The organism is Aureitalea sp. L0-47 (assembly GCF_026126405.1).
Classification (GTDB): domain Bacteria; phylum Bacteroidota; class Bacteroidia; order Flavobacteriales; family Flavobacteriaceae; genus Pukyongia.
Genome location: NZ_JAFMTQ010000005.1, coordinates 106,084 through 131,153, shown reverse-complemented (window position 1 = coordinate 131,153; position 25,070 = coordinate 106,084). Strand labels below are relative to the sequence as shown.

The following is a 25,070-nucleotide window of genomic DNA, read 5'->3' as shown; positions in this document are numbered from 1 at the left end:
AGTTAATTAGCACATGCAATCTCCCGTTATCAGACCCATTAAAAAAGGCGACAATGCCCGGATCGCCTGTCTTATCCGATCCGTGCTGGAGGATTTTGGAGTACCAAAGGTTGGTAGTGCCTATGCCGATAAGGCCCTGGATGATATGTATGGAGAATACCAGGAAGAAAAGGCAGCTTATTTTGTAATTGAGTTGGAAGGGGAGATCGTTGGTGGTGCTGGTATTTCTCAATTGGATAATTACGACGGACCTATATGTGAACTACAAAAAATGTATTTCCAGCCATCCATAAGAGGCCGTGGATTGGGCACTCGAATGATGGAAAAGTGCCTGGAGAAGGCAGCAGCATTCGGCTACGAAAAAGTATATATTGAAACCATGCCGTATATGATCGCCGCTCAGAAACTATACGAAAGATCCGGTTTCGAATATATCGATGGTCCTATCGGAGATACCGGGCATTATGCTTGTCAGACACACATGCTAAAAACACTGTAGGGTTGAAAGTTGGTGAACTAAAAGTTGATTTTCAGAATAAACTCAAAGGAATATTTCCTTCGGAAGAGATCGAATCCTTTTTCATTTTACTTTCGGAACACTGGCTTGGATACTCACGTTTCGACCTCGCCATAAAAAGCGATACTGTAATTTCTTCCGAAGAAATTAAAAAAATTGAAGAAGCAATACGAAGGTTGCAAAAGGAAGAACCTATACAATATATAATAGGTAGCACAGAATTTTACGGACTCGATCTTAAGGTAACACCAGACACCCTAATTCCCAGGCCGGAAACCGAAGAATTGGTGGACTGGATTATCAAAGAACACAGTGGATGTAAGAGTGTCCTGGATATAGGTACAGGCTCAGGGTGCATAGCTATTTCGCTTGCTAAAAATTTACCAAAAACCCAGGTCTCAGCCATAGATATTTCAGAAGAAACCCTCGCTGTGGCAGGAGGAAATGCTGAGGACCATCAAGCTGATGTTGAATTTTTACAATTGGATATCCTCCAAGCAACTACTTTGCCTGAGACGTACGATCTTATTGTTTCAAATCCGCCCTATGTTCGTGAGATGGAGAAGAAGCAAATGAAAGACAATGTTCTTAAATATGAACCAGCCACAGCGCTTTTCGTGCCCGATCACGACCCACTGTTGTTTTACCGGCGTATCGTTGAATTGTCGAAACCAGCTTTGAACAATCAAGGCTGGCTTTTATTCGAGATTAATGAGTATCTTGGAGAAGCGATGCTTTCGCTGTTGAAAGATTCTGGTTTTGAGAACGTTGAGTTGCGCGAGGATTTCAGGGGGAAGCACAGGTTTATACGCGGTCAATATTTGAAAAATGACACAGCTAAATAGTATATGCGTTTTTTGCGGTAGCAGTGAAGGAAACGACCAGCTTATAATTGATGCGTCGGAGACACTTGGAAGGTCTTTGGTTGAGAAAGACATCACTCTGGTATATGGAGCTGCCAAGATCGGTATCATGGGCAGGGTAGCACAGGAGGTGCTGGACAATCACGGTGCTGTGATCGGTATCATTCCTGAATTTCTGAAAAAGAAAGAAGTCGTTCATCTCGGACTTTCCCAACTGATCACTACCACCAATATGCACGATCGCAAATTGAAGATGCAGGAGATAAGTGACGGTTTTATTGCGATGCCGGGAGGAATGGGGACGCTGGAAGAGTTATTCGAGATCATCACCTGGCTTCAACTGGGACTGCACGCCAAACCTATTGGTCTATTGAATGTGAATGGATTCTATGACGACCTTCTCCGGTTGCTGGAAACCATGGTACGACGAGGATTTTTATCGATGAATAATTACGAATTGCTTCTTGTTGATACGGATGTTGAAGGGCTATTGGAAAAAATGCATCAGTTCAAACCACCACAAATTCCGCATTGGCTTACCGAGGAAAGAACCTAGAGTTCAACTTATTAACTATTTCCACTGTTTTTTTAACAATTTAAGTCCAACCATAGCTTTTTCGGCTAAATTGGATTCATAACCATTAAATTTTTAGTTATGAGTTCAACGAAAAAATATTTTGCAGAAGGGCTTGGGACCTTCGCCCTTGTGCTCTTCGGATGTGGTGCGGCGGCAGTGGCAGGCGTTTCACAAACAGGCCCTGACGGCCTGGGATTACTAGGAATCTCGCTGGCTTTCGGTTTAGCTGTTGCAGTTATGGCCTACACTATAGGTCCCATCTCCGGTTGTCATATCAACCCGGCAATTTCCGTTGCCATGCTGGTGGCCGGTAAATTATCGGCAAAAGATACTTTTGGATATATCATCTCACAATGTATAGGTGCCATTGGTGCTGCGGCCTTGTTGTACATGATCCTTTGCGGAGGAGCCGGTTTTGAGATGCCCGAATGGGGGCTCGGCAGTAACGGATGGGGAGAAGGTTATCTGGGTGAATACAATATGACTTCGGCCCTGATCGCTGAATTTGTTTTCACTTTCCTGTTTCTTATGGTGATCTTCGGAACCACAGCAAAGAATGCTTCCCCTGCCATGGCCGGACTGGCTATAGGATTGTCGCTTGCACTTATACATATGGTGGTTATTCCGATAACTGGCACATCGGTGAATCCGGCACGTAGTTTAGGTCCTGCATTATTCGCTGGTGGTATGGCACTGGAGCAACTCTGGTTGTTTATCGTAGCTCCTATTGCCGGTGGTGTGTTCGCTGCGGTAGTTAGAAAACTATTTATTGAGGATTAGCATTTCTGAAATTTAACAAAGGACCCCGATCGGGGTCCTTTTTTTAAAAATTATATCTTTAGGTATTATTAACAAATCTGACATAAAAATGAAAACAAAACAATTACTGCTCAACCTTTTTATTCTAAGTTTAATTTTTCCGCTGTCGGCCCAGGTGGCTGACAAGCAATCCCCAAGCTTTATTGGCTCTGTGACATCCATGGAATATGTCACTTCACTCGCTTCCCGGCAGAACGACTGGATCCCGTCCGACGACTCTGTAAAGGAAGCAAAGGATAAACGATCTCTTGGTAATATGATAGTGGAAGGCAAAGATCCTCAAACAGAAGACGACTACTATGTAAGAAACAGGCACGAACAGGAGCAAAGTGTTCGCATGGCTCCGGCAAGTCTAGTTTTCGATGCTTACGCATCCGGATCTCAACCTACCGATCCGTCACTTGCGGTTGGACCAAACCATGTTTTTGTGGTGTACAATACCGGTTTTACCATTTATGATAAATCCGGAACTCAATTGGTTCCTCAAACTTCGCCTAGTCCGGCGATATTTCCTTCGGGTGGATGCTGCGATTTAACTGCTTCCTATGACAATGCTGCCGATAGATGGGTGCTTTCGTTCCTTGGGAATGGAGCTCAGATAGCGGTTTCAGATGGTCCTAACCCGGTTACAGCCGGATGGTATGTCTATACCATATCTTCAATAAGCGACTATCAAAAATTATCGGTTTGGAGTGATGGTTATTATATGACAGACAATACGACCTCCAGCAATAAAGTATGGGCCTTGGAGAGAGATGCCTTATTAACTGGAGACCCGAATGCTCAAATCCTTGGGTTTAATCTTCCTGGAATTTCGACCTTCGGCTTTTACAGCCCTCAGGCGTTCAATGTTACAGACGGAAATATGCCCGCAGCCGGTGGTGCAACCATTGTTTATATGCAGGATGATGCCTGGTCCGGAGTATCGAACGACCATATCAAATTATGGACAATCGATGTGAATTGGAACAGTCCCGGAAGTTCAACGGTTTCGTCTCCAACGGAGATTCCTACGACACCCTTCATTGGTGTGTTCGATAACGGAAGTTTTGCCAATCTTACCCAACCGGGTAGAGGAAGAAAGGTGAATGTAGATGCCTTACAAGCAACGATCATGAACCAGGCGCAGTTCAGGAAATTTACGAATCATAATTCTGCCGTATTCAATTTTGTTGTGGACGCAGATGCTAGTTCAGGAGAGTTAGCAGCGGTTCGTTGGTATGAGTTCCGTCAGAGCGGAGACAATCAGCCCTGGAGCCTTTACCAGGAAGGAACGTATACAGCACCGGATGGCCGCCACGCATGGAACGCTAGTCTTGCGATGGATGGAGCCGGAAATATTGGAATGGGATACACCTCTATGAGTGGTCCGAATACACCCGGCACTGTTCATATCAGTTCGTACTTCACAGGTAGATCGAGTAGTGATCCCTTAGGTGTAATGACAGGGACAGAAGGACTTATCGCCAATGGTACCGATAAGATTCCCGGAACGCGCTATGGTGATTATAGTAAGATGGATGTTGATCCTTCGGATGATACTTCGTTCTGGTTTATCAATGAATACGTAAACGGGAGTCGAAGAGGAGTAGTTGGAAAATTCACTGTGCAAATTGCACCACCTGATACAGAAGCACCTACTACGCCTGCCAATTTAATTGCGACAAATATTACTTCTTCCGGAGCTACGTTAACATGGGATCCATCTACCGACAATGTAGGTGTAACTCAGTATAATGTGTCAGTTGACGGTAATTCAGTAGGGAGCACGACATCTACATCATTCGATCTAACAGGATTGTCTCCACTAACACTTTATAATGCCACAGTAAACGCGCAGGATGCTGCCGGGAATGTTTCCGGTGATGCGAATACATCATTTACCACACTTGAAGGTGGAGGTACAGGTGGTGCTATAGCAGCGTACTATTTTGAGACTGGATTAGAAGGATGGATCGATGGGGGAAACGACTGTGCCAGGCAAGCAACTTCAAATTCATATGAAGGGACGTATTCAATCCGTTTAAGAGACGATTCTAATTCATCCAATGCGACTTCCCCGGCTTTGGATCTTACAGGAAACACCCAGGTTTCTATCGAATTCCATACCTATGCTAACAGTATGGAGAATGGTGAGGATTACTTTGTTGAATTCTTTAATGGGTCTTCTTACGAGGTTATCGGACAGTATGTTAGTGGAACAGATTTCAGTAACAATACGTTCTTTACCGATACCATTGTGCTTAGCTCTGCGAACTATAACTTCACAACGAACAACCGATTCAGAATTCGATGTGATGCAAGTGCTAACAACGACCAAATCTGGTTTGATCAGGTTATCATAACCGGTGACGGAGAGCAGACTCCGATTGTGCCTTCAGAATCAAACATTAGAACACCTGAGGCTCTCCAGGCACAAAGACTTGCCACTTCAGATAATATCAAATTGCATCCTAACCCTGCTAATACGACTTTGAATATTGATATTTTAGAAGGGCAATTCGATGAAGTAAATGTCTATTCGGCTATGGGAATTCTGGTACAATCTTATACAAACGTAAGTGGTTCACTGCAGATTGATGTTTCAGAACTTGCCACAGGAATGTACTTTGTGCGTTTTGTGACGGGTAAATTAGCAGTGTCTAAACGATTCATCAAAAGATAAGGTCAACTAAATATTTTTAACTGATAGGGCCGCCGTTATGGTGGCCCTTTTCTTTAAATAATTACTTACTCGATCACGATTCAATTTCTATATTTGTGTTCATGAATCCCGAAGAGCAGATCAAACAATTGCGCGAAGAACTTCGCGAACATAACTATAAGTACTACGTACTGGACGAACCTACAATTTCGGATTATGAGTTCGATCAAAAACTGAAGCAACTCCAGGAGCTCGAAGCAGCGCATCCGCAGTTTTTCGACCCCAATTCACCTACGGTACGTGTTGGAGGTGAGGTGACTAAGAATTTCAATACGGTTACACATGAATTTCGGATGTATTCCCTGGACAACTCCTATTCAAAGGAAGACCTGCTCGATTGGGAAAAGCGGATACAGAAGATGGTCGATGGACCTGTTCAATACACCTGTGAATTAAAATATGACGGGGCCTCTATGAGCCTTACCTACGAAAATGGTATGCTGGTTTCCGCCGTTACCAGGGGGGATGGTTTTCAAGGAGATGAGGTCACGGCCAACGTTCGAACGATAAAATCTGTCCCTCTACAACTCAAAGGAGATTACCCGGAAAAATTTAGTATCCGTGGTGAGATCATTCTTCCTTTCGAGGGCTTCGAAAAAATGAACCTGGAGCGAATCGATATTGGAGAGGAACCCTATCGAAATCCACGAAATACGGCTTCCGGAAGCTTGAAACTCCAGGATAGCAGCGAAGTCGCCAGAAGACCTTTGGAATGCTTGCTATACAGTTTAAAAGCGAACCGTTTGCCAATTAAAACACAGTTTGAGGGTCTTCAGAAGGCCAGGGAATGGGGGTTTAAAGTACCCCAAGTTGCCAGGCTCTGCGACAGCATGGATGAGGTGCTTGAATTTATTAATTACTGGGACATACATCGCCACGATATGCCTTATGAGACAGATGGTGTAGTTATAAAGGTGAATAGCCTGCAGCAGCAGGAAGAACTGGGGTACACTGCCAAAGCACCACGCTGGGCGATGGCGTATAAGTTCAAGGCAGAATCTGCGGCAACCGTATTACACAAGATCACTTACCAGGTAGGCCGAACCGGGGCTATCACTCCAGTTGCCAACCTGGAACCCGTGGAATTGGCCGGAACTATTGTAAAGCGTGCTTCGCTTCACAATGCAGACCAAATCGCAAAGTTAGATGTAAGAGAAGGGGATACCGTTTTTGTTGAAAAAGGAGGAGAGATCATCCCCAAGATTACAGCGGTCGATCTTAGTGCTCGTGATGCGAACAGCGAACCCACTCGATATATTACACATTGCCCTGAATGTGATACGGCCCTCGAAAGAAAAGAAGGCGAAGCACAGCATTATTGTCCGAATGCCGAAGGATGCCCGCCACAGATCATAGGGAGGATCCAACATTACATATCGCGTAAGGCCATGGATATTGAAGGCCTGGGTGGAGAAACGGTGGCCTTGCTCGTGAACAATGGTTTAATTCACAATTACGCCGATCTTTACGAACTTACAGCGGAACAGGTGATTCCTCTTGAACGAATGGCCGAGAAGAGTGCTGAAAACCTGATCAATGGGATTGAGGCTTCCAGGCAGATACCATTCGAGAGAGTGCTTTTCGCCCTGGGTATTCGCTACGTGGGTGAGACGGTTGCCAAAAAGCTGGCGCGTCACTTCAAATCGATAGACGCATTGATGGCCACTTCGGAAGAAGTGCTAGTTGGCGTAGAAGAAATTGGGGAGCGGATCGCACAAAGTGTGATACAGTTTTTTGCTTCAGAAGAAAATAAAGAAACTATTCAACGGTTAAAAGAATACGGAGTTCAGTTGGAAATCTCGGCCGATATCCTCGCGAATCAAACCGATAAACTACAGGGAAATACCTTCGTGGTATCAGGTGTATTTACTTCGGTCTCACGTACTGAACTCAAGAAACTCATTGAGGATAATGGCGGGAAAGTGTCCGGAAGTATTTCAGGGAAAACCAGTTATGTAGTGGCCGGGGAGAATATGGGTCCGAGTAAAAAGACTAAAGCAGAGAGCCTGGGTATCTCTATAATTTCCGAAGAAGAATTTCTGGCAATGATTTCCTGAATGTAATGAGAAAATCGCCTCTAATGCTGTATTTTTGTAAGATGAGAACTGGGTCTTATGTTTGAAAAAATCAAGCGTCGATCTTTAAAAAAACAAATCGATCACAACCTGAAGGAAAGGGACATTTCGAGGATCAATGTCGAAATGAAAACCTTGGGTTTCCTGGTGGATGAGGGTATGATACAGGAATTGGAAGTCTTCGATTCGTTTGCGTTCGATTACAACCTCCAACCGAAAGACGTAAAGGTATTTTCCTTTCAGGAATTTAAAAAGAAAATGCCGTCCATGCGCCAGAACCAGGTGAATAACAAAGATTTTACCTGGAAAGGAGAAATTCAGAATCAGAATGCGGTTGAATTTCTCGAAAAAGAGTTTGATGTCCTGGTTGGCTATTATAAAGGAAAGCACGAATTCCTGGACTTGATGATCTCAAAGAGTAATGCGGCCTTCAAGGTTGGCTTTTCAGGTGGAGATGAGCGCCTCTACGATTTGATCATGTCGTTAGATCCTATGAATACTGCTGCATTCAAGAACGAATTAAAAAAATACCTTCAGGTTTTAGGCAAATTAACATGAAAGAATTAATAGGAACCGGTGTTGCATTAGTTACTCCTTTTACTGTGGAGAACGAGGTCGATGTAGCTGGACTACGTCGAGTAGTGCAATTTCAAATTGATAATGGTATCGACTATTTGGTGCTGCTTGGAACGACGGCTGAAAGTGTTACATTAACTAAAGAAGAGAAGCAATTGGTGATCGACACGGTTGTTTCTGAAAATGCGGGCCGACTCCCCATGGTTTTAGGGATTGGAGGGAACAATACCCAAGCGGTTATTGATGAGATGAATTCCAGGGATCTATCCGATTTCACCGCCATTCTTTCCGTATCACCCATGTATAACAAACCCACACAGGAAGGCATTTACCAGCACTTTGCGGCAATAGCAGCAGAAAGCCCTAAGCCTATAATACTCTACAATGTACCGGGTAGAACTGCGAGTAATATTCAACCCGAAACAGTTGCTCGATTATCTCGCGATTTCGATGCTATCGTTGCCATAAAAGAGGCTGCGGGAGATATAGTCCAAGCCATGAGGATGATCTCCCAAACACCAGATGATTTTATGGTGATCTCGGGGGATGATATGATAACCTTGCCCATGATTTTGGCCGGAGGTTCCGGTGTGATATCTGTTATAGGAGAGGGTTTCCCGGAGATGTTTTCTGAAATGGTCCGTCTGGGGCTAAAAGGTGAAGTTACCCAAGCATACAAGCTTCATTATCGTATCGCTCCTGCTATCGATTACATCTTTGCGGAAGGCAATCCGGCGGGTATCAAGTCTGTGCTTGAAGCAAGGGGGATTTGTGGAAATTCTGTACGACTTCCTCTCGTTGCAGCAAGCAAGGAATTGCAGGGTAAGATTCGCGATTTTGTTACTCAAAATACCTGAATTGAACCGCTGAAATGTTAATTGTATCGGAAAAGGCTGTTGAAATCCTTCTTCAGACAATATTTTAGCCTGATATTAAGTTTTTGTAATCAGCTTTAATTCACTATTTTTGCACGATGTTTTATAAAATGATCAGAATTAGTCTTTTAGGCTTTGTTTTAGCCGTATTTCTGAACTCCTGTAGTGAGTACCAGATGGTGCTGAAGGAGGATGATGCTACCAAAAAGTATGCGATGGCGGATTCCTTGTACAATGTTGGGAAATATAAAAAGGCCTTGAAACTGATGGAACAGATCGTACCTGTATATCGCGGTAAGCCTCAGGCTGAAAAGCTGATGTACATCTACGCCAATACATTTTATAAACTGGAAGATTTTTACCTGGCCGGTTACCAGTTCGAGCGATTCGAGAGCTCCTACCCGGATAGTGACAGCCTTGAGGTCGCGGCCTATAAGTCGGCCAAGAGTTATTACGAACTATCTCCGCGCTATTCCCTGGACCAAAAGGATACGGATAAAGCCCTGGAGAGACTTCAAAGTTATATCGATAAGTACCCTAACTCGAATTACAGAACGGAAGCTAATGGTCTTGTACTGGAGCTCAGAAGAAAGATTGAGAAGAAGGATTATGAAACGGCCTTACAATATCTTAGAATCGAAGATTTCAAAGCAGCTATTGAAGCGTTTGACAATTTCATTTCCGATCATCCCGGGGCATCACTGAGAAAAAATGCCTTTTACGGAAGATTCGAGGCAGCCTATAAGTTGGCGATAAACAGTTTACCTTCCCTGGTAAATGAAAGACTAGAAGTAGCAAAAGGACATTACAAAAGTTTTAATAAATATTACGAAGACAGCGAACTAAGTGAAGAGGCCCGTGAGATCATGGTCGACATCCAAGAACGATTGTCTTCTGAAACAGAAGAACCTACAAGCAAATAACCATATTATGACGGATATTAAGAATTCGGAAGCGCCTATCAACACTAAGACTATCGATAGGAATCAAATTGACGAGCCAACGGAGAACATCTACGAGGCCATTTCTATCATATCGAAGCGCGCTATTCAGATCAACTCTGATATCAAGAAAGAACTTCTTGAAAAGTTGGATGAATTTGCCACCTATAACGATAGCCTGGAAGAGATCTTCGAGAACAAAGAACAGATCGAAGTATCGAAATTCTATGAAAAACTTCCTAAGCCACATGCTTTGGCGATACAGGAATGGTTAGAAGATAAGATTTACTACCGAAACACTGCAGACGAAGAAATCGAAGACTAGTTTATGTCTGTGCTGAGCGGTAAAAAAATTCTACTGGGCGTCACTGCCGGAATTGCCGCTTATAAATCGGCTTTCCTTGTACGATTACTGGTCAAAGCAGGAGCCCAGGTAAAGGTAGTAATGACGCCTTCATCGAGGGAATTTGTCACTCCGCTCACCTTGTCCACGCTCTCAAAGAACGAAGTATTTTCTTCATTCACAAACGAAGAAGACGAGAATGCCCAATGGAACAACCACGTTGAGTTGGCCCTTTGGGCTGATTTATTTCTGATCGCCCCTGCCACTGCGAATACCTTATCAAAAATGGCACATGGCACCTGTGACAACTTATTGCTGGCCGTGTACTTGTCGGCCAAATGCCCGGTGTATTACGCACCTGCCATGGATCTGGATATGTACAAACATCCAACGACTAAGGCAACATTTGATACCCTGGATTCCTTTGGAAATACCCGAATTGATGCTACCCATGGTGAATTGGCCAGTGGATTGGTTGGTAAAGGTAGAATGGCCGAGCCTGAGGCCATAGTTTCGTTTATTGAAAAGGATCTCTTAAAGGGACTTCCGCTGCGCGGAAAGAAAGTACTTATCACCGCGGGTCCTACCTACGAGGCTATTGATCCCGTTCGTTTTATAGGGAATCATTCCTCAGGAAAAATGGGCTATGCGATCGCCGAGAAGGCAGCTTCACTAGGAGGTCAGGTTACATTGATCTCCGGTCCGGTAAGTCTCCAAACGAATACTTCGGAAATTGAGCTGGTTTCGGTCACCAGCGCCGAAGAAATGTATAAGGCTACACGCAAATACTTTGACGAGACAGATATTGCTATCCTAAGTGCGGCAGTAGCCGATTACAGGCCTGCTGAGGTAGCTTCAGAAAAAATAAAGAAGTCAGATACCGAACTTCACATCAAACTTGAGAAGACTAAGGATATCCTGGCCTCCCTGGGAGAGCTGAAAAAGGACCAATACCTGGTTGGTTTTGCACTGGAAACGGAAAATGAACTTGAAAACGCAAAATCGAAACTCAAAAAAAAGAATTTAGATTTAATTGTGTTAAATTCGCTGAGAGACAAGGGTGCCGGATTTGGAGGTGATACTAATAAGGTAACCTTGATAAGCAAGGACAATAAAACGCTTCCTTTCGAAGTTAAACCAAAAACGGAAGTTGCCGGAGATATACTGGCATACATTATAGATGAGATCAATGAATAGAATACTACTTGTACTAGCGCTTATTTTTAGCGGCGGAATACTCCAGGCACAGGAGCTGAATGCGACAGTGACAATTGATGCCGAACAGACCGGACAACCCAACCTCCAGGTATTCCGAACGTTGGAGGCGCAGTTAACAGAATACATCAGCCAAACTAAGTGGACCGATAAGATCTACAAAGTTCAGGAGCGAATCGATTGTAATTTCACGCTTATTATCTCAAATTTCGAGTCGGATTTCTTTACATCCACCCTGCAGGTTCAGGCGTCACGCCCGGTGTACGACTCAACCTATGATAGTCCGATCTACAACTACAACGACCGTCAGTGTAATTTCGAGTACATCGAATTTCAGCCACTGGTCTTCAACATCAATAATTTTGATTCCAATCTGATGTCCGTTCTGGCATTTCACATCTACACCGTTATTGGTCTGGATGCCGATTCTTTCGAACTTAATGGCGGACAGGAATACTTCGATATCGCCAAGCAGATAGTCAATACCGCAGCTGGTAGCAACTTTGCTGGTTGGAAGGCGACAGACGGAACCCAATCGCGTTTCCGTTACAATGATGCTTTGATTTCAAACGTGTACAAAGAGTTTCACGATGCAATGTATGAGTATCACAGAGAAGGTTTAGACCTTATGAGTGAGCAACCTAAGATGGCAAAGCAGAATATAATCAAGTCGATCGCTACACTCAAGAACATCAACGACCGCAGGCCTAACTCATACCTGCTTAGAACATTCTTCGATGCGAAAAGCGACGAGATAAAGGATATATTCAGTGGTGGTCCGAATGTAGAGATCACACGACTCCTTGAGAACCTGAATCGCATGGCGCCTACAAAACGCAGTGCCTGGAGCGAGATCAGATTTTAGATACTAACCCTGTTGCCGGGATAGATTTTTCCTTGTACTTTTAAGGAGTTGAACAGCTCATTGCTGAGGCTACATTTCTATAGCTCATGATTACTCATTTAGCCATAAAGAACTATGCCCTGATAGACGATATCAAGGTAGATTTCGATTCGGGACTTACCATTATTACTGGTGAAACAGGTGCTGGAAAGTCTATTTTACTCGGGGCTCTTTCCTTATTGTTAGGGAAACGAGCCGATATGAGCAGTGTGAAGGACCCTGCTAAGAAATGTGTGATCGAGGGGGAGTTCAGAGTTTCCGACTATGATTTTGAGGGGTTTTTTTCTGAAAATGATCTTGATTACGATCCTAATACTATTGTGAGAAGGGAGATCCTTCCCGGTGGTAAATCCCGAGCTTTTGTGAACGATACCCCGGTTACGCTGGCACAATTGCAATCGCTGGCCATTCGGTTAGTGGATATTCATAGTCAACACGAAACACTGGTATTGTCTTCCGAAGCATTTCAACTGGAAGTACTGGATGCCATGGCGGGGAATGGTGCGATTCTACAGTCCTATAAAAAACAATATCGAGATGTAAAAAGCAAAAGCCAACAGCTTCATGCTTTGGAAGAACAAAAAGCCACGGCAAACAAAGAACAGGACTATAATACTTTCTTATACAACGAATTAAAAGAGGCGAATCTGGATGGAATAGACCTGGAGGAACTGGAAGAGACCTATGAGACCCTGAACAACACCGAGTTGATACAGGAGTCGTTGGCTTCGGCTATCGGTTTACTGAGTGATGAGCCTATGGGAGCCATAGAAACGGCCAAACAGGCCCGGGCTGCATTGTCTAAGATAAAAGGGTTTACTTCGGAATTGGACGAACACTGGGAGCGGATCAATAGCAGTATAATTGAGATCGAGGATCTATTGGAAAGTTTACATTCCAGTCTGGACAAGGTAGAAGCTGACCCCGGACAACTTGCGGAGATCAATGAGAAGTTACAAGTACTTTATAAGCTGCAGCAGAAACACACGACAGAGGATATTTCGGACTTAATTGAGATCAGGGATAGCCTGGAGGCGAAGATCGATGAGACTGCCAATCTGGATGATGCTATCGCCTCGCTACAGGACGAACTGGACAAATCCCGTGAAAGGGCGGTGGACTGGGCGAAAAAATTGCATGAAAAGCGGCTTGAGGCAATACCTCACTTAAAAGAAAAGCTTGAAGAGATCCTGGCAGAACTCGGTTTACAGAATGCCCGATTCAAGTTTGAGATCGAGTGGACGGAGGAGTTCAGGGAACTGGGGATGGATAAGCTGGAATTGTTGTTTACAGCGAATAAGGGCCATTCTTTTGGACCGTTGAAGAAAGTGGCCTCCGGTGGGGAGAAGAGCAGAATCATGCTCGCTGTAAAAGCGGTGCTGGTAAAATACAAGCAATTACCAACTATTATTTTCGATGAGATAGATACCGGTGTCTCCGGGGAGATCGCGAATAAAATGGCGGTGATAATGAGTAATATGAGTAAATCCATGCAGTTGATAAGCATTACCCATTTGCCTCAGATAGCGGCAAAAGGAGACAGGCACATAAAGGTGTTTAAAGAGGATGAAGATGAAGTGACTTTCACCCGATTAAAGGAATTGAATTTGGACGACAGGATCGTTGAAATAGCAAAGATGATCGGTGGAAAGAACATAACCGAAGCGGCATTGGCCAATGCGAGAGAATTGTTGAATTAACTGTATCTTTGCCCTTACATTAACCATTAATTTTCAATACAAAAACAATGTCGTACAACTTGTTGAAAGGAAAAAAAGGGATCATTTTCGGGGCTTTGGATGAGAATTCAATTGCCTGGAAAACTGCGGAACGCATCGCTGAAGAAGGTGGTACTTTTGTGCTGACCAATGCACCCATCGCCATGCGAATGGGGCAGATAAAGGATCTCGCTGCAAAGACGAATTCGGAAATAATTCCTGCCGATGCCACTAATCTCGAGGACCTGGAAAACCTGGTAGAGAAATCGATGGAAATCCTTGGAGGTAAGATTGACTTTGTGCTTCACTCCATTGGGATGTCTGTCAACGTTCGTAAAGGAAAACATTATACAGAGTCGAATTACGACTGGACACATAAAGGTTGGGATGTTTCGGCACTTTCGTTTCACAAGACGATGCAGGTGTTATACAAGAAGGATGCGATGAACGAATGGGGCAGTATAGTGGCTTTAACCTATATGGCTGCGCAGCGTGTCTTCCCGGATTACAATGATATGGCAGATAATAAAGCATATCTTGAATCTATTGCCCGTAGTTTCGGGTATTTCTTCGGAAGGGATAAAAACGTAAGGGTAAACACCATTTCACAGTCACCTACACCCACTACTGCTGGGCAGGGTGTGAAAGGATTTGATGGCTTTATCGCCTATGCTGAAAAGATGTCTCCATTGGGGAATGCCACCGCCATGGATTGTGCCAATTATACGGTTGCCATGTTTAGTGATCTCACAAGAAGGGTAACACTTCAGAACCTCTACAATGACGGTGGATTTTCCAATATGGGGGTTAGTGATCTCGTGATGGAAACTTTCCAGGAAGAATAGGTAGATCCAACAATAGATAAAGACAGCCGCTTGATGTTAAAATCAAGCGGTTTTTTATTGATATTCAACGGTAAGATGATGCGTTCATCGATGATTCTAATTTCACTTGCAAAATATTTGTTAATCATAGTATTTATGGATACTTTTATTAGATTATAACTAATCTAATTATTTTATTATGAAGAAAATTACTATGATGCTTTCATTATTGGTTTGCATACCGATGATGATGGCGCAAACTACTGAGGTTTCTGCAATTCAGCAGGAACTCACTCAAGCTGCGAATATGGAGTCCCAGGAACCCGTAGATGTGCAGAGTTTGATCGCTACCCTCGAGAGTAGAGGCGATAGTCCTTTGATCTCTGATGTACATTTTACTTTGGAAGAAAGACTTGCATTGCGAAAGTACTACAGTGATCAGACTCGCAATGTACTCGCAGATATAATCCCAACCGCTGGTGCAACGGAGACGTTTCCAGTTGCCGTTGGAGATAACTTCTTCGATCCGGGAGGACCGGGAGGTAGTTCAACTGGTGGAACCCCGGGTAACTATCCGAATTGTGGCTGTATCACCCTAACAACCCTTGATGGGGCTACTGAAATAGAATTTTTATTCTTCAGTGTTTTTGCCACTTTCGACTGGTTGAGAATCTACGACGGTGTAGATACAACAGGGCCTGTTCTTTATGATAATTCTGCGGGCGGTATTAACGATGGAGACATCACGTTAGTGGATATGATCGCGTCTAACGGATCTGCACTGTTTACCGGAACATCCGGTAGCTTAACGTTCGAATTCAACGCAACTGCCGTAGTAGACTACGGTGGATGGGATGTTGAGATCCTTGCTACTTCAGGTGGCGGACCTGCTACTGAATTCTTTGCGAATGATATTTTCCCTGCTGTAAGTCCATACCCATTTGGAACAATTCCAATCGCCGGACCTTATGGATTAACCCCAATTGGTTCAACGGTTCCAACGATTTTTGCTGATGATATTGACGGAAGCGGCACAATGTACGCTTTGGATTTTGACAATACTGAATTAGTCATAATAGATACTGCTACCGGCGCAGCAACTAGTGTAGGTCCACTTACCGGCTTACTCGCCGGACACTTCCCGGAAGGGATTTCATTAGACCCTACAACAGGAACTATGTATGCGCTTTCAACCGATGGGGCAACAACACAATTATACACAGTTGATACGACTACAGGAACGTTAACTCCTGTAGGTGCCGGAACGGGTAACTCCCTAGGGATTTGGCTCGAGATTGATAACAGTGGAGTTGGATACATGGCGGATGTAGGTGATGACAATTTGTACTCCGTTGATCTTTCAACGGGTGTAGGTACCTTAATTGGACCCCTTGGTGTGGATATCAATTTTGTTCAGGAAGCTACAGTAGATCCAACAACTGATATCCTGTATGCCGGTATCTATGACGGAGCAAACACTGTAATTTCAACTGTCGATAAGAACACGGGTGCAGCTACGCCTCTTGGGATTTCAGGAGCTTATGAGCAAGGAATTTTATCCGTTAACGCTACTCCTGTGGTTGGAAATAACACTTGTGCTAACGCTACCACTATCAACTGTGGTCAGACACTTTCAGGAGATACAGGTAATGATACCGACACCAACGGAGACGGATCTCCGGATGAGTGGTTCGCAGTTACCAGTTCTGTAGCAGGTGAGCTTATTACAGTTTCTACTTGTGACCAGGCGGCTTTCGATACTATTCTTACAGTATACGATGCCTGTGGTGGTACAGTTGTTGAGACCAATGATGACGGACCAGGTTGTTCAGGATTTACTTCTGAACTATCTTTCGTAGCAGACGGTTCTTCTACTTACTATATCGCAGTAGACGGTTTTGGAGGTGCTTCAGGTACTTTCGACCTAACCGTAACTTGTGGTCCTGTTAACGACGACCCATGTGGTGCAATAGCAATTGAATGTGGTGTACCACTATTTGGCAACACAGACACAGCTAATGACGATACAGCTGCTGCTCCGGATTGTGATACTCCAACAAGCGCTCCTGGTGTATGGTATGTGTATGAAGATACTACTGGTCTTGTAACCGACATTTTAGTATCGACATGTAGCACTAACACAGACTACGATACTAAGATCTCTGTTTACACAGGTGATTGTACTGTTCTACCATTAACGTGTGTTGCTGGTAATGACGATTCACCAAACTGTACTAACTTCCAGAGTGAGGTAGAATTCCAAAGTGACGGAAATACTACTTACTACATTCTTGTTCATGGTTTCGGAGGTGCAACTGGAAACTTCGAGTTGAATATGACTTGTACTCCGGTACCACCACCAAACGATATGATCGTTAACTCTATCGATGTTGATGAAATTGGTGTTCCTTACACAGACCCAGCTGTTGCAATGCCAGCGGCCACGGTTGAGAATGGAAACCCAGTGGGTTGTGATATCTCCGGAGGAAAAGGTGTATGGTATAACTTTACATCTGCCGGTAACGGTACGGCTACAGCCGAGATCGTTTCACCAGCAGGAAATAGCTTTGTTGTATTCTTTACTGCGCCTGATGAGAACGCTATTGAAACAGACCTTGAGTACTTCTTCCAAATTGGAAACCAGTGTGCTCCGGGTACAGTAGCTAACATCAACACGGCAGCAGGTTCGGTATACTATGTATACGTTGTGAACGATGGCGGTATTACTGACATTACTATCGACGGAACACTACTTAGTACTAACGATAATGTAATCGAAGGCTTCAGTTTCTATCCGAACCCAACCAACGGTACGTTGAACCTGGATTCATTAGAGGCTATCGAAGATGTTGCGATCTACAATCTGTTAGGTCAGCAAGTACTTGGACAAGAAGTAAACGCAACCAGTACACAGCTTGATACATCCACACTTGCAACAGGTGCTTACCTGATGAAAGTGACTGTAAATGGCCAGACTGGTACGTATAAAGTAATTAAGAGATAAGTTATCTAATATTTGAATTCAAATCCCGGCAAATTTTATTTGCCGGGATTTTTATTTATAGACTTTTTTCTAATGAAAATCTTACTATCTTTAGGGACGACTAAACTAGATTAATCAAATTTCACAATTATGAAAAGAATTACAATTCTATTGACCTTACTGGTATTTGCGTTCGGTTTTGCGCAGGAACCTACGGTTTCGCAAGCCACTATCAGTACCCAAGGTTACGATGAGGGTGTGCAGAACGCTACCCCTGAAATGGCCATTGGTGACGATGGCGAACTTCACGTTACTAATCACACGCCAACTCCAATTTTCAGGATGCCTACTACCTTAACAACATTGTTTGCCGGAGGTAATGGTGGAGCAAACGGTGGTGCAGTATACTTTGATGTTACTGTTGGAGCTGCCGACATCACCATTACTGATTTGGAGACGAATACGGGAGAGGCAGGTGCCTTTACAATGGATGTATATGCAGTTGTAGGTACGTATGTAGGAAATGAAGACAACGCTGCTTTTTGGGGTAGTCCCGTAGCAGTGGCATCAGGTACGGGAATGGGAGCAAACGTGCCCTCACCAACCACATTGGATGTACCACTGGTTCTTACAGCAAACACAACGTATGCAATGGCATTGGTGATGGATGCTTCTCACGCTCATGATTATACCAATGGCGATGGAACAAACCAACAATATTCTAATGCTGATTTGACAATAGATCTTGGATCAGGATCTAATGTGCCTTTCACACCAACAATCTTCAACCCTCGCGTTTGGAACGGAAGTATCACTTACGACCTAGGTGGTGGTGGAGGAGGAAATCCTTGTGCTCAAGGAAATCCAATTAACACACCGGCCGGAGGTGTAGGATCGTCTATTGACAGTGCTTTTGACTCAGCGGTTGATGTTATTGTTCCTATGGACGAAAACTTTACTTTGGAAAAGGTTACTGCTAACTTCCTTACATTCCCCGCAGACGGAGCTCCGGTTGTAGCAGATGTTTACTACTACACAAATGCAGGTGGATTCCCGGATATGGAAATCGGATCTGAAACAGGTATTCCTGTAACTGTTCTGAATTCTATGCCATGGGTTAACCCAGTGATTGATGTTCATACTTTGGAATTTGATGTAACTCCTTTCGAGTTTGCTGGTCAGTTAGGTGCTGATACTACTTACTGGATAAAAGTTCTTATGGGTACGTCCACTATGTCTGGATCAGTATTCTTCGAAGTAACGAATACAGCTACAACTCCTTTGGTAGGAGAGCCTTTAGTGCAGTTCGATGGAACTGTTTGGGGATATCCTGACTTTGGTAGTGGACCAGATCCAACTACGGAAGGTGTATACTCTCTTGACGGACAATGTGAGGCAATTCCTGACAACGATGATTGTGCAGGTGCTTTTGCTATCGCTTGTGGTGAAACTATGTCCGGTGACACTTCAAATGGTAATACAGATACAAACGGTGACGGATCACCAGACGAGTGGCATGCATTTACAAGTACAGTAGCCGGGGAATTTGTAACGGTCTCTACTTGTAACCAGGCCGCATACGATACTATTCTTACAGTTTACGATAGCTGTGGTGGAACAGTAGTAGCTTCTAACGACGATGGCCCAGGTTGTTCCGGATTTACTTCGGAATTGACCTTCCAGGCCGATGGATCTTCTACTTACTATATCGCAGTAGACGGATTCGGTGGTGGATCAGGAACGTATGACCTGACTATTACTTGTACCCCTCCTGCAGCGAACGACACTTGTGAAAATGCAATCGCTATAGACTGTGGAAGTGTTACAGCCGGTTCTACAACTTTTGCCAGCATTGACGATGCAGTAGCTTCAAATTGTGAAGATACATTCGATCCAACGCCGTTCAACCCAACTGTGGATGTAACTGCACCGGGTGTATGGTACACTTTCACAGATCCATCAGGACTAGTTTCTGATATTCGAGTGTCTACTTGTGACGATGCTACTTTCGATACTAAGATATCTGTTTACGAAGGTGACTGTACAGGAGGTCTTATCTGTGTTGCTGCGAATGACGACGACGATGACTGTACTGGATTCACTTCAACAGTGGAGTGGGTAAGTGATGGTTCAACAACCTATTATATCCTTGTACATGGATTCGGTTCCTCAACAGGTGATTTCAACTTAACTCTTGAATGTACTCCGGTACCACCACCAAACGATATGATCGTTAACTCTATCGACGTTGATGAAATTGGTGTTCCTTATACAGATCCAGCTGTTGCTATGCCAGCGGCTACTGTTGAGAATGGAAACCCAGTGGGTTGTGATATCTCCGGAGGTAAAGGTGTATGGTATAACTTTACACCTCAAGGTAACGGTACGGCTACAGCCGAGATCGTTTCACCAGCAGGAAACAGTTTTGTTGTATTCTTTACAGCTCCTGATGAGAACGCTATTGAAACAGACCTTGAGTACTTCTTCCAGATTGGAAACCAGTGTGCTCCTGGTACAGTGGCTACTATCAACACGGCAGCAGGTCAGCCTTACTACGTATACGTTGTTAATGATGGCGGTGTTACCGACATTACTATCGACGGAGTACGCCTTGGCACCAACGATAATGTGATCGAAGGCTTCAGTTTCTACCCGAACCCAACCAACGGTATGTTGAACCTGGATTCTATAGATGCTATCGAAGATGTTGCGATCTACAATCTGTTAGGTCAGCAAGTACTTGGACAAGAAGTAAATGCAACCAGTGCACAGTTTGATACTTCAACACTAGCAACAGGTGCTTACCTGATGAAAGTGACTGTAGACGGCCAAACTGGTACGTACAAAGTGATCAAGAGATAATTCTCTTCAATTAAATACGAAAGCCACCCATTGATTTGGGTGGCTTTTTTTTTAATTACATTTGCCCTATGAGCTTGCTGTTTTCCTTTATTATACCTGTTTATAACCGCCCACAGGAAGTCAGGGAATTGCTGGAGAGTTTCAGCGTTCTGGAGTATGCTGAACCTTATGAAATCGTGATCGTAGAAGATGGATCTACCGAAACAGCGGCTGAGGTAATAGAAGAGTTTCGTTCTGTACTGGATATCTCCTATTACTATAAAGAAAACAGCGGTCCGGGTGATTCTCGTAACTATGGAATGAGTAAGGCGAGAGGAAACTACTTCATCATTCTCGATTCGGACGTTATACTACCACCGCATTACCTGGAAACAGTTTCGACATTTTTGGAAAATCAGTATTTCGAATGTTACGGCGGAGCGGATGCCGCACACAAGAGTTTTTCTGCAATTCAGAAGGCAATCAACCATAGTATGACCTCCTTTCTTTCAACAGGTGGTATAAGGGGAAAACGTAACCAAATTGGAAAGTTCGAGCCCAGGAGTTTTAATATGGGTATATCAAAAGAGGTTTTTGAAAAAACAGCTGGCTTCGGAAAAATTCATCCGGGTGAGGACCCGGATCTATCGCTCAGAATACGCAAGGCAGGTTACAAGACCACATTTATCCCAAATGCCTTTGTGTTTCACAAACGCCGAATATCCTGGTCTAAATTCTATAAACAAGTGAGAAAGTTCGGTTTGGTGCGGCCCATTCTATCAAAATGGCATCCCGGGAGTGCTAAGATTACCTTTTGGTTCCCTACACTATTCGTTGTGTACCTGCTATTGGCATTAATAATTTCCATAATTTGCCTTCACATCTGGGCTTTTATTCCACTTGCATTGTATTTGATAGCCTTTTTTACAGAAGCCCTATTCAAAACAAGAGACCCATTTATTGCTGTCCTTTCGGTATTCGCGTTGTTTATTCAGTTTCTGGGTTACGGAATTGCATTCTTACATTCCACTATTCAAATACATATTCTGAATAAAGATCCTGAGAAACAATTTCCAAACTTATTTTTTAAGTAACTTTATTCAAATTACCAATTAGCCTGCAACCTTTGAGTAGAAAGAAGTACAATACCGGAAAAATCCGAACATTTTTACTGTTTCTGGCCCTCGCATGTGTAATCTGGATACTCACCAAGTTTTCCAAAGAGTACACTGCAACCATAAGCGCAAATGTGTTTTACAAAGACATTCCTGAAAATGCCGTTCTAAGCGATAGCAATGTCAAAGAGTTAAACTTTGAAGTTACTGCAAATGGCTTTACATTTCTTCAGTACCAATTTAACAAGCCTGAGCTAAATCTTTCCCTAATAAACTACGAGCCAGATGAAAATGAAAACATAGTTTTAGCAGAAAATGACCTTGGTAGACTAGTCAACGACGAATTGGGTAGCGATGTAAATATTACAAACCTTTCTCCTTCGGAATTAGTGATCAGTTTTGACCGCCTGGCAACTAAAGTTATACCGGTGGAAGCAAATGTACAGCTGCAGTTCCGTGAGGGTTACAAGAGTATTCGTGGAATTAAACTTATTCCGGATAGTATTAATATATCTGCTCCTGAAGATCTGATCGAAGAAATAACAGCAATAAGCACGGAAGAGCTATCCTTAACTGATGTTCATGAAAGCCTGAACCGTGATCTGCAACTTGTAGCTCCGGAATTTGATGGTGTAAAGGTTAATCCATCGGAAATTAATATGATTCTGGAAGTGACTGAATTCACACAAAAAACTCTATCAATACCTGTTACGATCCTTAATCTCCCTGAGGATACCACCGTAAAGATCATTCCCGAACAGATAAACGTATCTTTCGACGTAGCCATGGAAAAATTCAACGAAATATCCGCAGCAGATTTTTCACTGATCTGTGATTATAACGAAAGGAATTCCGAAGATAATTTTATGATCGTATCTATTCAGAAGCAACCTGAAGCGATCTTGAATACGGAATTGGAAGAGAAAAAGGTCGACTATCTAATCTTTAAATGATTCAGGTGAAGGTAATTGGACTCACAGGAGGTATTGGCAGTGGGAAGACTACCGTAGCCCGGATGTTCGAGGAGCTGGGAGTACCTGTATACATTGCAGATACGGAAGCCAAAGCCCTCACGAACAGGTCTAAATTCATCCGCCGTAAATTAACCCAGTTATTGGGCCCCAAAACCTACAAGGACGGAACATTGGATCGGAAATACGTTGCGGACATTGTCTTTAAGGATGCGGAAATCCTACAGCAGGTTAATTCGATCATCCACCCCAAAGTGGCCTCACATTTTAAACGATGGTGTAAGAAGCAAGACGCTCCATATGTAATTAAAGAGGCAGCAATCCTGTTTGAGAATGGGGGATATCAACAATGCGATAGTACAATTTTAGTAGTAGCACCAAAAAACCTTCGAATCCAACGTATCATTGCCAGGGATGGCAATTCCGAAGATGAGATCGACGCCAGAATGGCGAACCAATGGCCTGATTCAGAAAAAGAAAAACTCGCCGATTTCATTATCGAAAATATCGATCTGGAAGTAACTAATAGTGAGGTGATTCGTATCCATAAAATCCTCTGCGAACCCAGTAAATAGCTGCAATTCATTTTGTTAACTTTAGGTTAAATGGAAGTAGGCCTAAATGTTAAAATCTTACTTTTGGCCTATGAACAAGAGGCTGTTTATTTTGCTAATAGCACTTATGTCCCTTTCGCTATTGGGGATCATTTTTGTTCAGGGTTACTGGATATCAAACTCCTATCGCGACAAGGAAGAGCAGGTTAACTTCAATTTCCGTCAGGTGTTGAACGAAGTAGCCAAAGAAGTTCAGGTTAGAGAAATAGAGGATTACTATCGTATTTACAGTGGTCTGGCAGATAGTGTGCAAACCCCGGAAAGCATAAATTTCAGTGAATTGGTTTACACAACACAGAGCGATAAAAGTAACGAGACCTATATTTTTAGTGACGGAATCCTGGTTGAGGATTACAAGCTTTCTTCGAGTTTTCTTGACACAGAAATTGATAGTATTCTTTTCAAAAAGATCATCAATAAAAAGAGCACAACCAAAGTTATTGCCGGAGTAGATGGATCAGGACAGGTATCAGAAACCATCGAATCGTTTGCCAGGATGAAGGACTATGAGCGCAATCGTTTTGAGAGTGCTTTCACAAATATTTCGGCCCGGACACCCATACATAAAAGAGTGAGTGTAGACGAGATCGATAATTTGCTGAAGAAGTCTATGAAGAAACGAGGACTTAAATCGGATGTAGAATTTGCCGTTTACAGCAACGGTCTTTCTACTCGTGTTCACAGCAGAAACTTCGAATACCAGGCAGACAGAATACTGGCAACCCCCATTTTTGTGAACGAAGAACTGAAAATAGGATACGATCTGCTTGTTAATTTTTCAGAAAAGAAGAAGACCGCATTCAAATCCATACTTGGTATGGCAGTACTCTCACTTGTGTTTACCAGTGTGATCGTTCTGGCATATGCAAGCGCGATCTCCCAAATTTTCAAACAAAGGCAGATCTCCCAGATAAAGTCGGATTTCATCAACAACATGACACATGAATTCAAGACGCCAATCGCCACCATCAATCTTGCGCTGGATGCACTGAAAAATCCGAAGGCAAAGGCGGATGAGAGTTTCTTAGACCGATATTTGAAATTGATTCGCGATGAGAATCGCAGAATGCACGCCCAGGTTGAGAACGTCCTGCGAATTTCAAAGTTGGAGAAGAATCAACTCGATCTTAAGAAGGACAGGATCAAACTACACGAACTCATTGAAACGGCCGTATCACATGTAAGCCTTATCGTTGAGGACAGGAACGGATATATCAAAACCCACCTTGGAGCACTGAAATCCACCATACTTGGAAGCACATCCCACCTCACGAATGTGATCGTGAATATCCTGGATAATGCCATCAAGTATTCGGAGGATGAGCCGAAGATCGATGTCTATACGGAAAATGTAAAGAACAGTATTATTCTAAAGATCCGAGACCAGGGTATTGGGATGACAAAATCTGTTCAGAAAAAAATATTTGAAAAATTCTATCGCGAATCTACTGGAGATATTCACAATGTAAAGGGCCACGGACTGGGTCTTGCATACGCAAAACGGATACTTGACGATCACGACGCAGAGATTTATGTTGAAAGCGATAAAGGAAAAGGAAGTACATTCATTATTAAAATACACTTAATATCATAAA

Annotated in this window: 20 protein-coding genes; all 20 read left to right on the top strand. The window is 43.4% G+C overall.

All coding sequences use genetic code 11. The features are described 5' to 3' along the window. The first annotated feature begins 13 nt into the window (after positions 1–13). The 20 genes from J1N09_RS07400 (at position 14) to J1N09_RS07305 (ending at position 25,069) form a co-directional block, all read left to right on the top strand. Complete coding sequence (locus tag J1N09_RS07400; RefSeq protein ID WP_265199360.1) at positions 14–499, top strand: GNAT family N-acetyltransferase; 486 nt, start codon at positions 14–16, stop codon at positions 497–499. After that, complete coding sequence (gene prmC / locus J1N09_RS07395; protein WP_414826841.1) at positions 469–1,362, top strand: peptide chain release factor N(5)-glutamine methyltransferase; 894 nt, start codon at positions 469–471, stop codon at positions 1,360–1,362. The genes J1N09_RS07400 and prmC overlap by 31 nt, the downstream gene beginning before the upstream one ends. Continuing rightward, a complete protein-coding gene (locus J1N09_RS07390) occupies positions 1,346–1,936 on the top strand; it encodes a TIGR00730 family Rossman fold protein (RefSeq protein ID WP_265199359.1) in 591 nt (196 codons plus the stop codon). The genes prmC and J1N09_RS07390 overlap by 17 nt, the downstream gene beginning before the upstream one ends. 99 nt (positions 1,937–2,035) lie before the next feature. Further along, complete coding sequence (aqpZ, locus tag J1N09_RS07385; protein ID WP_265199357.1) at positions 2,036–2,737, top strand: aquaporin Z; 702 nt, start codon at positions 2,036–2,038, stop codon at positions 2,735–2,737. 88 nt (positions 2,738–2,825) lie between these two features. Continuing rightward, a complete protein-coding gene (locus J1N09_RS07380) occupies positions 2,826–5,441 on the top strand; it encodes a T9SS type A sorting domain-containing protein (RefSeq protein WP_265199356.1) in 2,616 nt (871 codons plus the stop codon). A 101-nt stretch (positions 5,442–5,542) separates the two neighbouring features. Beyond that, positions 5,543–7,537 carry an NAD-dependent DNA ligase LigA gene (gene ligA / locus J1N09_RS07375; protein WP_265199354.1) on the top strand — a complete coding sequence of 665 codons (1,995 nt, stop codon included), beginning with the start codon at positions 5,543–5,545 and terminating at the stop codon, positions 7,535–7,537. Positions 7,538–7,594: 57 nt separating this feature from the next. Further along, positions 7,595–8,113, top strand: a complete 519-nt coding sequence (locus tag J1N09_RS07370; protein ID WP_265199352.1) for a DUF6913 domain-containing protein — start codon at positions 7,595–7,597, stop codon at positions 8,111–8,113. Further along, the gene (dapA, locus tag J1N09_RS07365) at positions 8,110–8,988 is read left to right on the top strand and encodes a 4-hydroxy-tetrahydrodipicolinate synthase (RefSeq protein WP_265199350.1); all 879 of its coding nucleotides are present in this window, start codon (positions 8,110–8,112) and stop codon (positions 8,986–8,988) included. The genes J1N09_RS07370 and dapA overlap by 4 nt, the downstream gene beginning before the upstream one ends. Before the next feature lie 128 nt (positions 8,989–9,116). Next, positions 9,117–9,929 (top strand): outer membrane protein assembly factor BamD, encoded by an 813-nt coding sequence (locus J1N09_RS07360; RefSeq protein WP_265199348.1) that lies wholly within the window; start codon positions 9,117–9,119, stop codon positions 9,927–9,929. 7 nt (positions 9,930–9,936) lie between these two features. Next, entirely contained in the window at positions 9,937–10,272 is a 336-nt protein-coding gene (locus J1N09_RS07355) for a DNA-directed RNA polymerase subunit omega (RefSeq protein WP_265199345.1), read from the top strand. Between the two features lie 3 nt (positions 10,273–10,275). Next, complete coding sequence (gene coaBC, locus J1N09_RS07350) at positions 10,276–11,487, top strand: bifunctional phosphopantothenoylcysteine decarboxylase/phosphopantothenate--cysteine ligase CoaBC (protein WP_265199343.1); 1,212 nt, start codon at positions 10,276–10,278, stop codon at positions 11,485–11,487. Beyond that, entirely contained in the window at positions 11,480–12,370 is an 891-nt protein-coding gene (locus J1N09_RS07345) for a DUF4835 family protein (RefSeq protein WP_265199341.1), read from the top strand. Before coaBC ends, J1N09_RS07345 begins: the two co-directional genes overlap by 8 nt. Before the next feature lie 86 nt (positions 12,371–12,456). Beyond that, on the top strand, positions 12,457–14,109 hold the full coding sequence (gene recN / locus J1N09_RS07340) for a DNA repair protein RecN (RefSeq protein ID WP_265199339.1): 1,653 nt from the start codon (positions 12,457–12,459) through the stop codon (positions 14,107–14,109). Between the two features lie 47 nt (positions 14,110–14,156). Beyond that, a complete protein-coding gene (locus J1N09_RS07335) occupies positions 14,157–14,972 on the top strand; it encodes an enoyl-ACP reductase (protein WP_265199338.1) in 816 nt (271 codons plus the stop codon). Between the two features lie 178 nt (positions 14,973–15,150). Further along, positions 15,151–17,955 carry a T9SS type A sorting domain-containing protein gene (locus J1N09_RS07330; protein WP_265199336.1) on the top strand — a complete coding sequence of 935 codons (2,805 nt, stop codon included), beginning with the start codon at positions 15,151–15,153 and terminating at the stop codon, positions 17,953–17,955. A gap of 129 nt (positions 17,956–18,084) precedes the next feature. Further along, positions 18,085–20,796, top strand: coding sequence for a T9SS type A sorting domain-containing protein (locus tag J1N09_RS07325; protein ID WP_265199335.1), 2,712 nt, complete (start codon positions 18,085–18,087; stop codon positions 20,794–20,796). Positions 20,797–20,864: 68 nt separating this feature from the next. After that, positions 20,865–21,869 (top strand): glycosyltransferase, encoded by a 1,005-nt coding sequence (locus J1N09_RS07320; RefSeq protein WP_265199333.1) that lies wholly within the window; start codon positions 20,865–20,867, stop codon positions 21,867–21,869. Between the two features lie 32 nt (positions 21,870–21,901). Then, the gene (locus J1N09_RS07315) at positions 21,902–22,843 is read left to right on the top strand and encodes a YbbR-like domain-containing protein (RefSeq protein ID WP_265199331.1); all 942 of its coding nucleotides are present in this window, start codon (positions 21,902–21,904) and stop codon (positions 22,841–22,843) included. Then, entirely contained in the window at positions 22,840–23,436 is a 597-nt protein-coding gene (coaE, locus tag J1N09_RS07310; RefSeq protein ID WP_321160800.1) for a dephospho-CoA kinase, read from the top strand. The genes J1N09_RS07315 and coaE overlap by 4 nt, the downstream gene beginning before the upstream one ends. Positions 23,437–23,506: 70 nt before the next feature. Continuing rightward, positions 23,507–25,069, top strand: coding sequence for a sensor histidine kinase (locus J1N09_RS07305; protein ID WP_265199329.1), 1,563 nt, complete (start codon positions 23,507–23,509; stop codon positions 25,067–25,069). Position 25,070 lies beyond the last annotated feature (1 nt).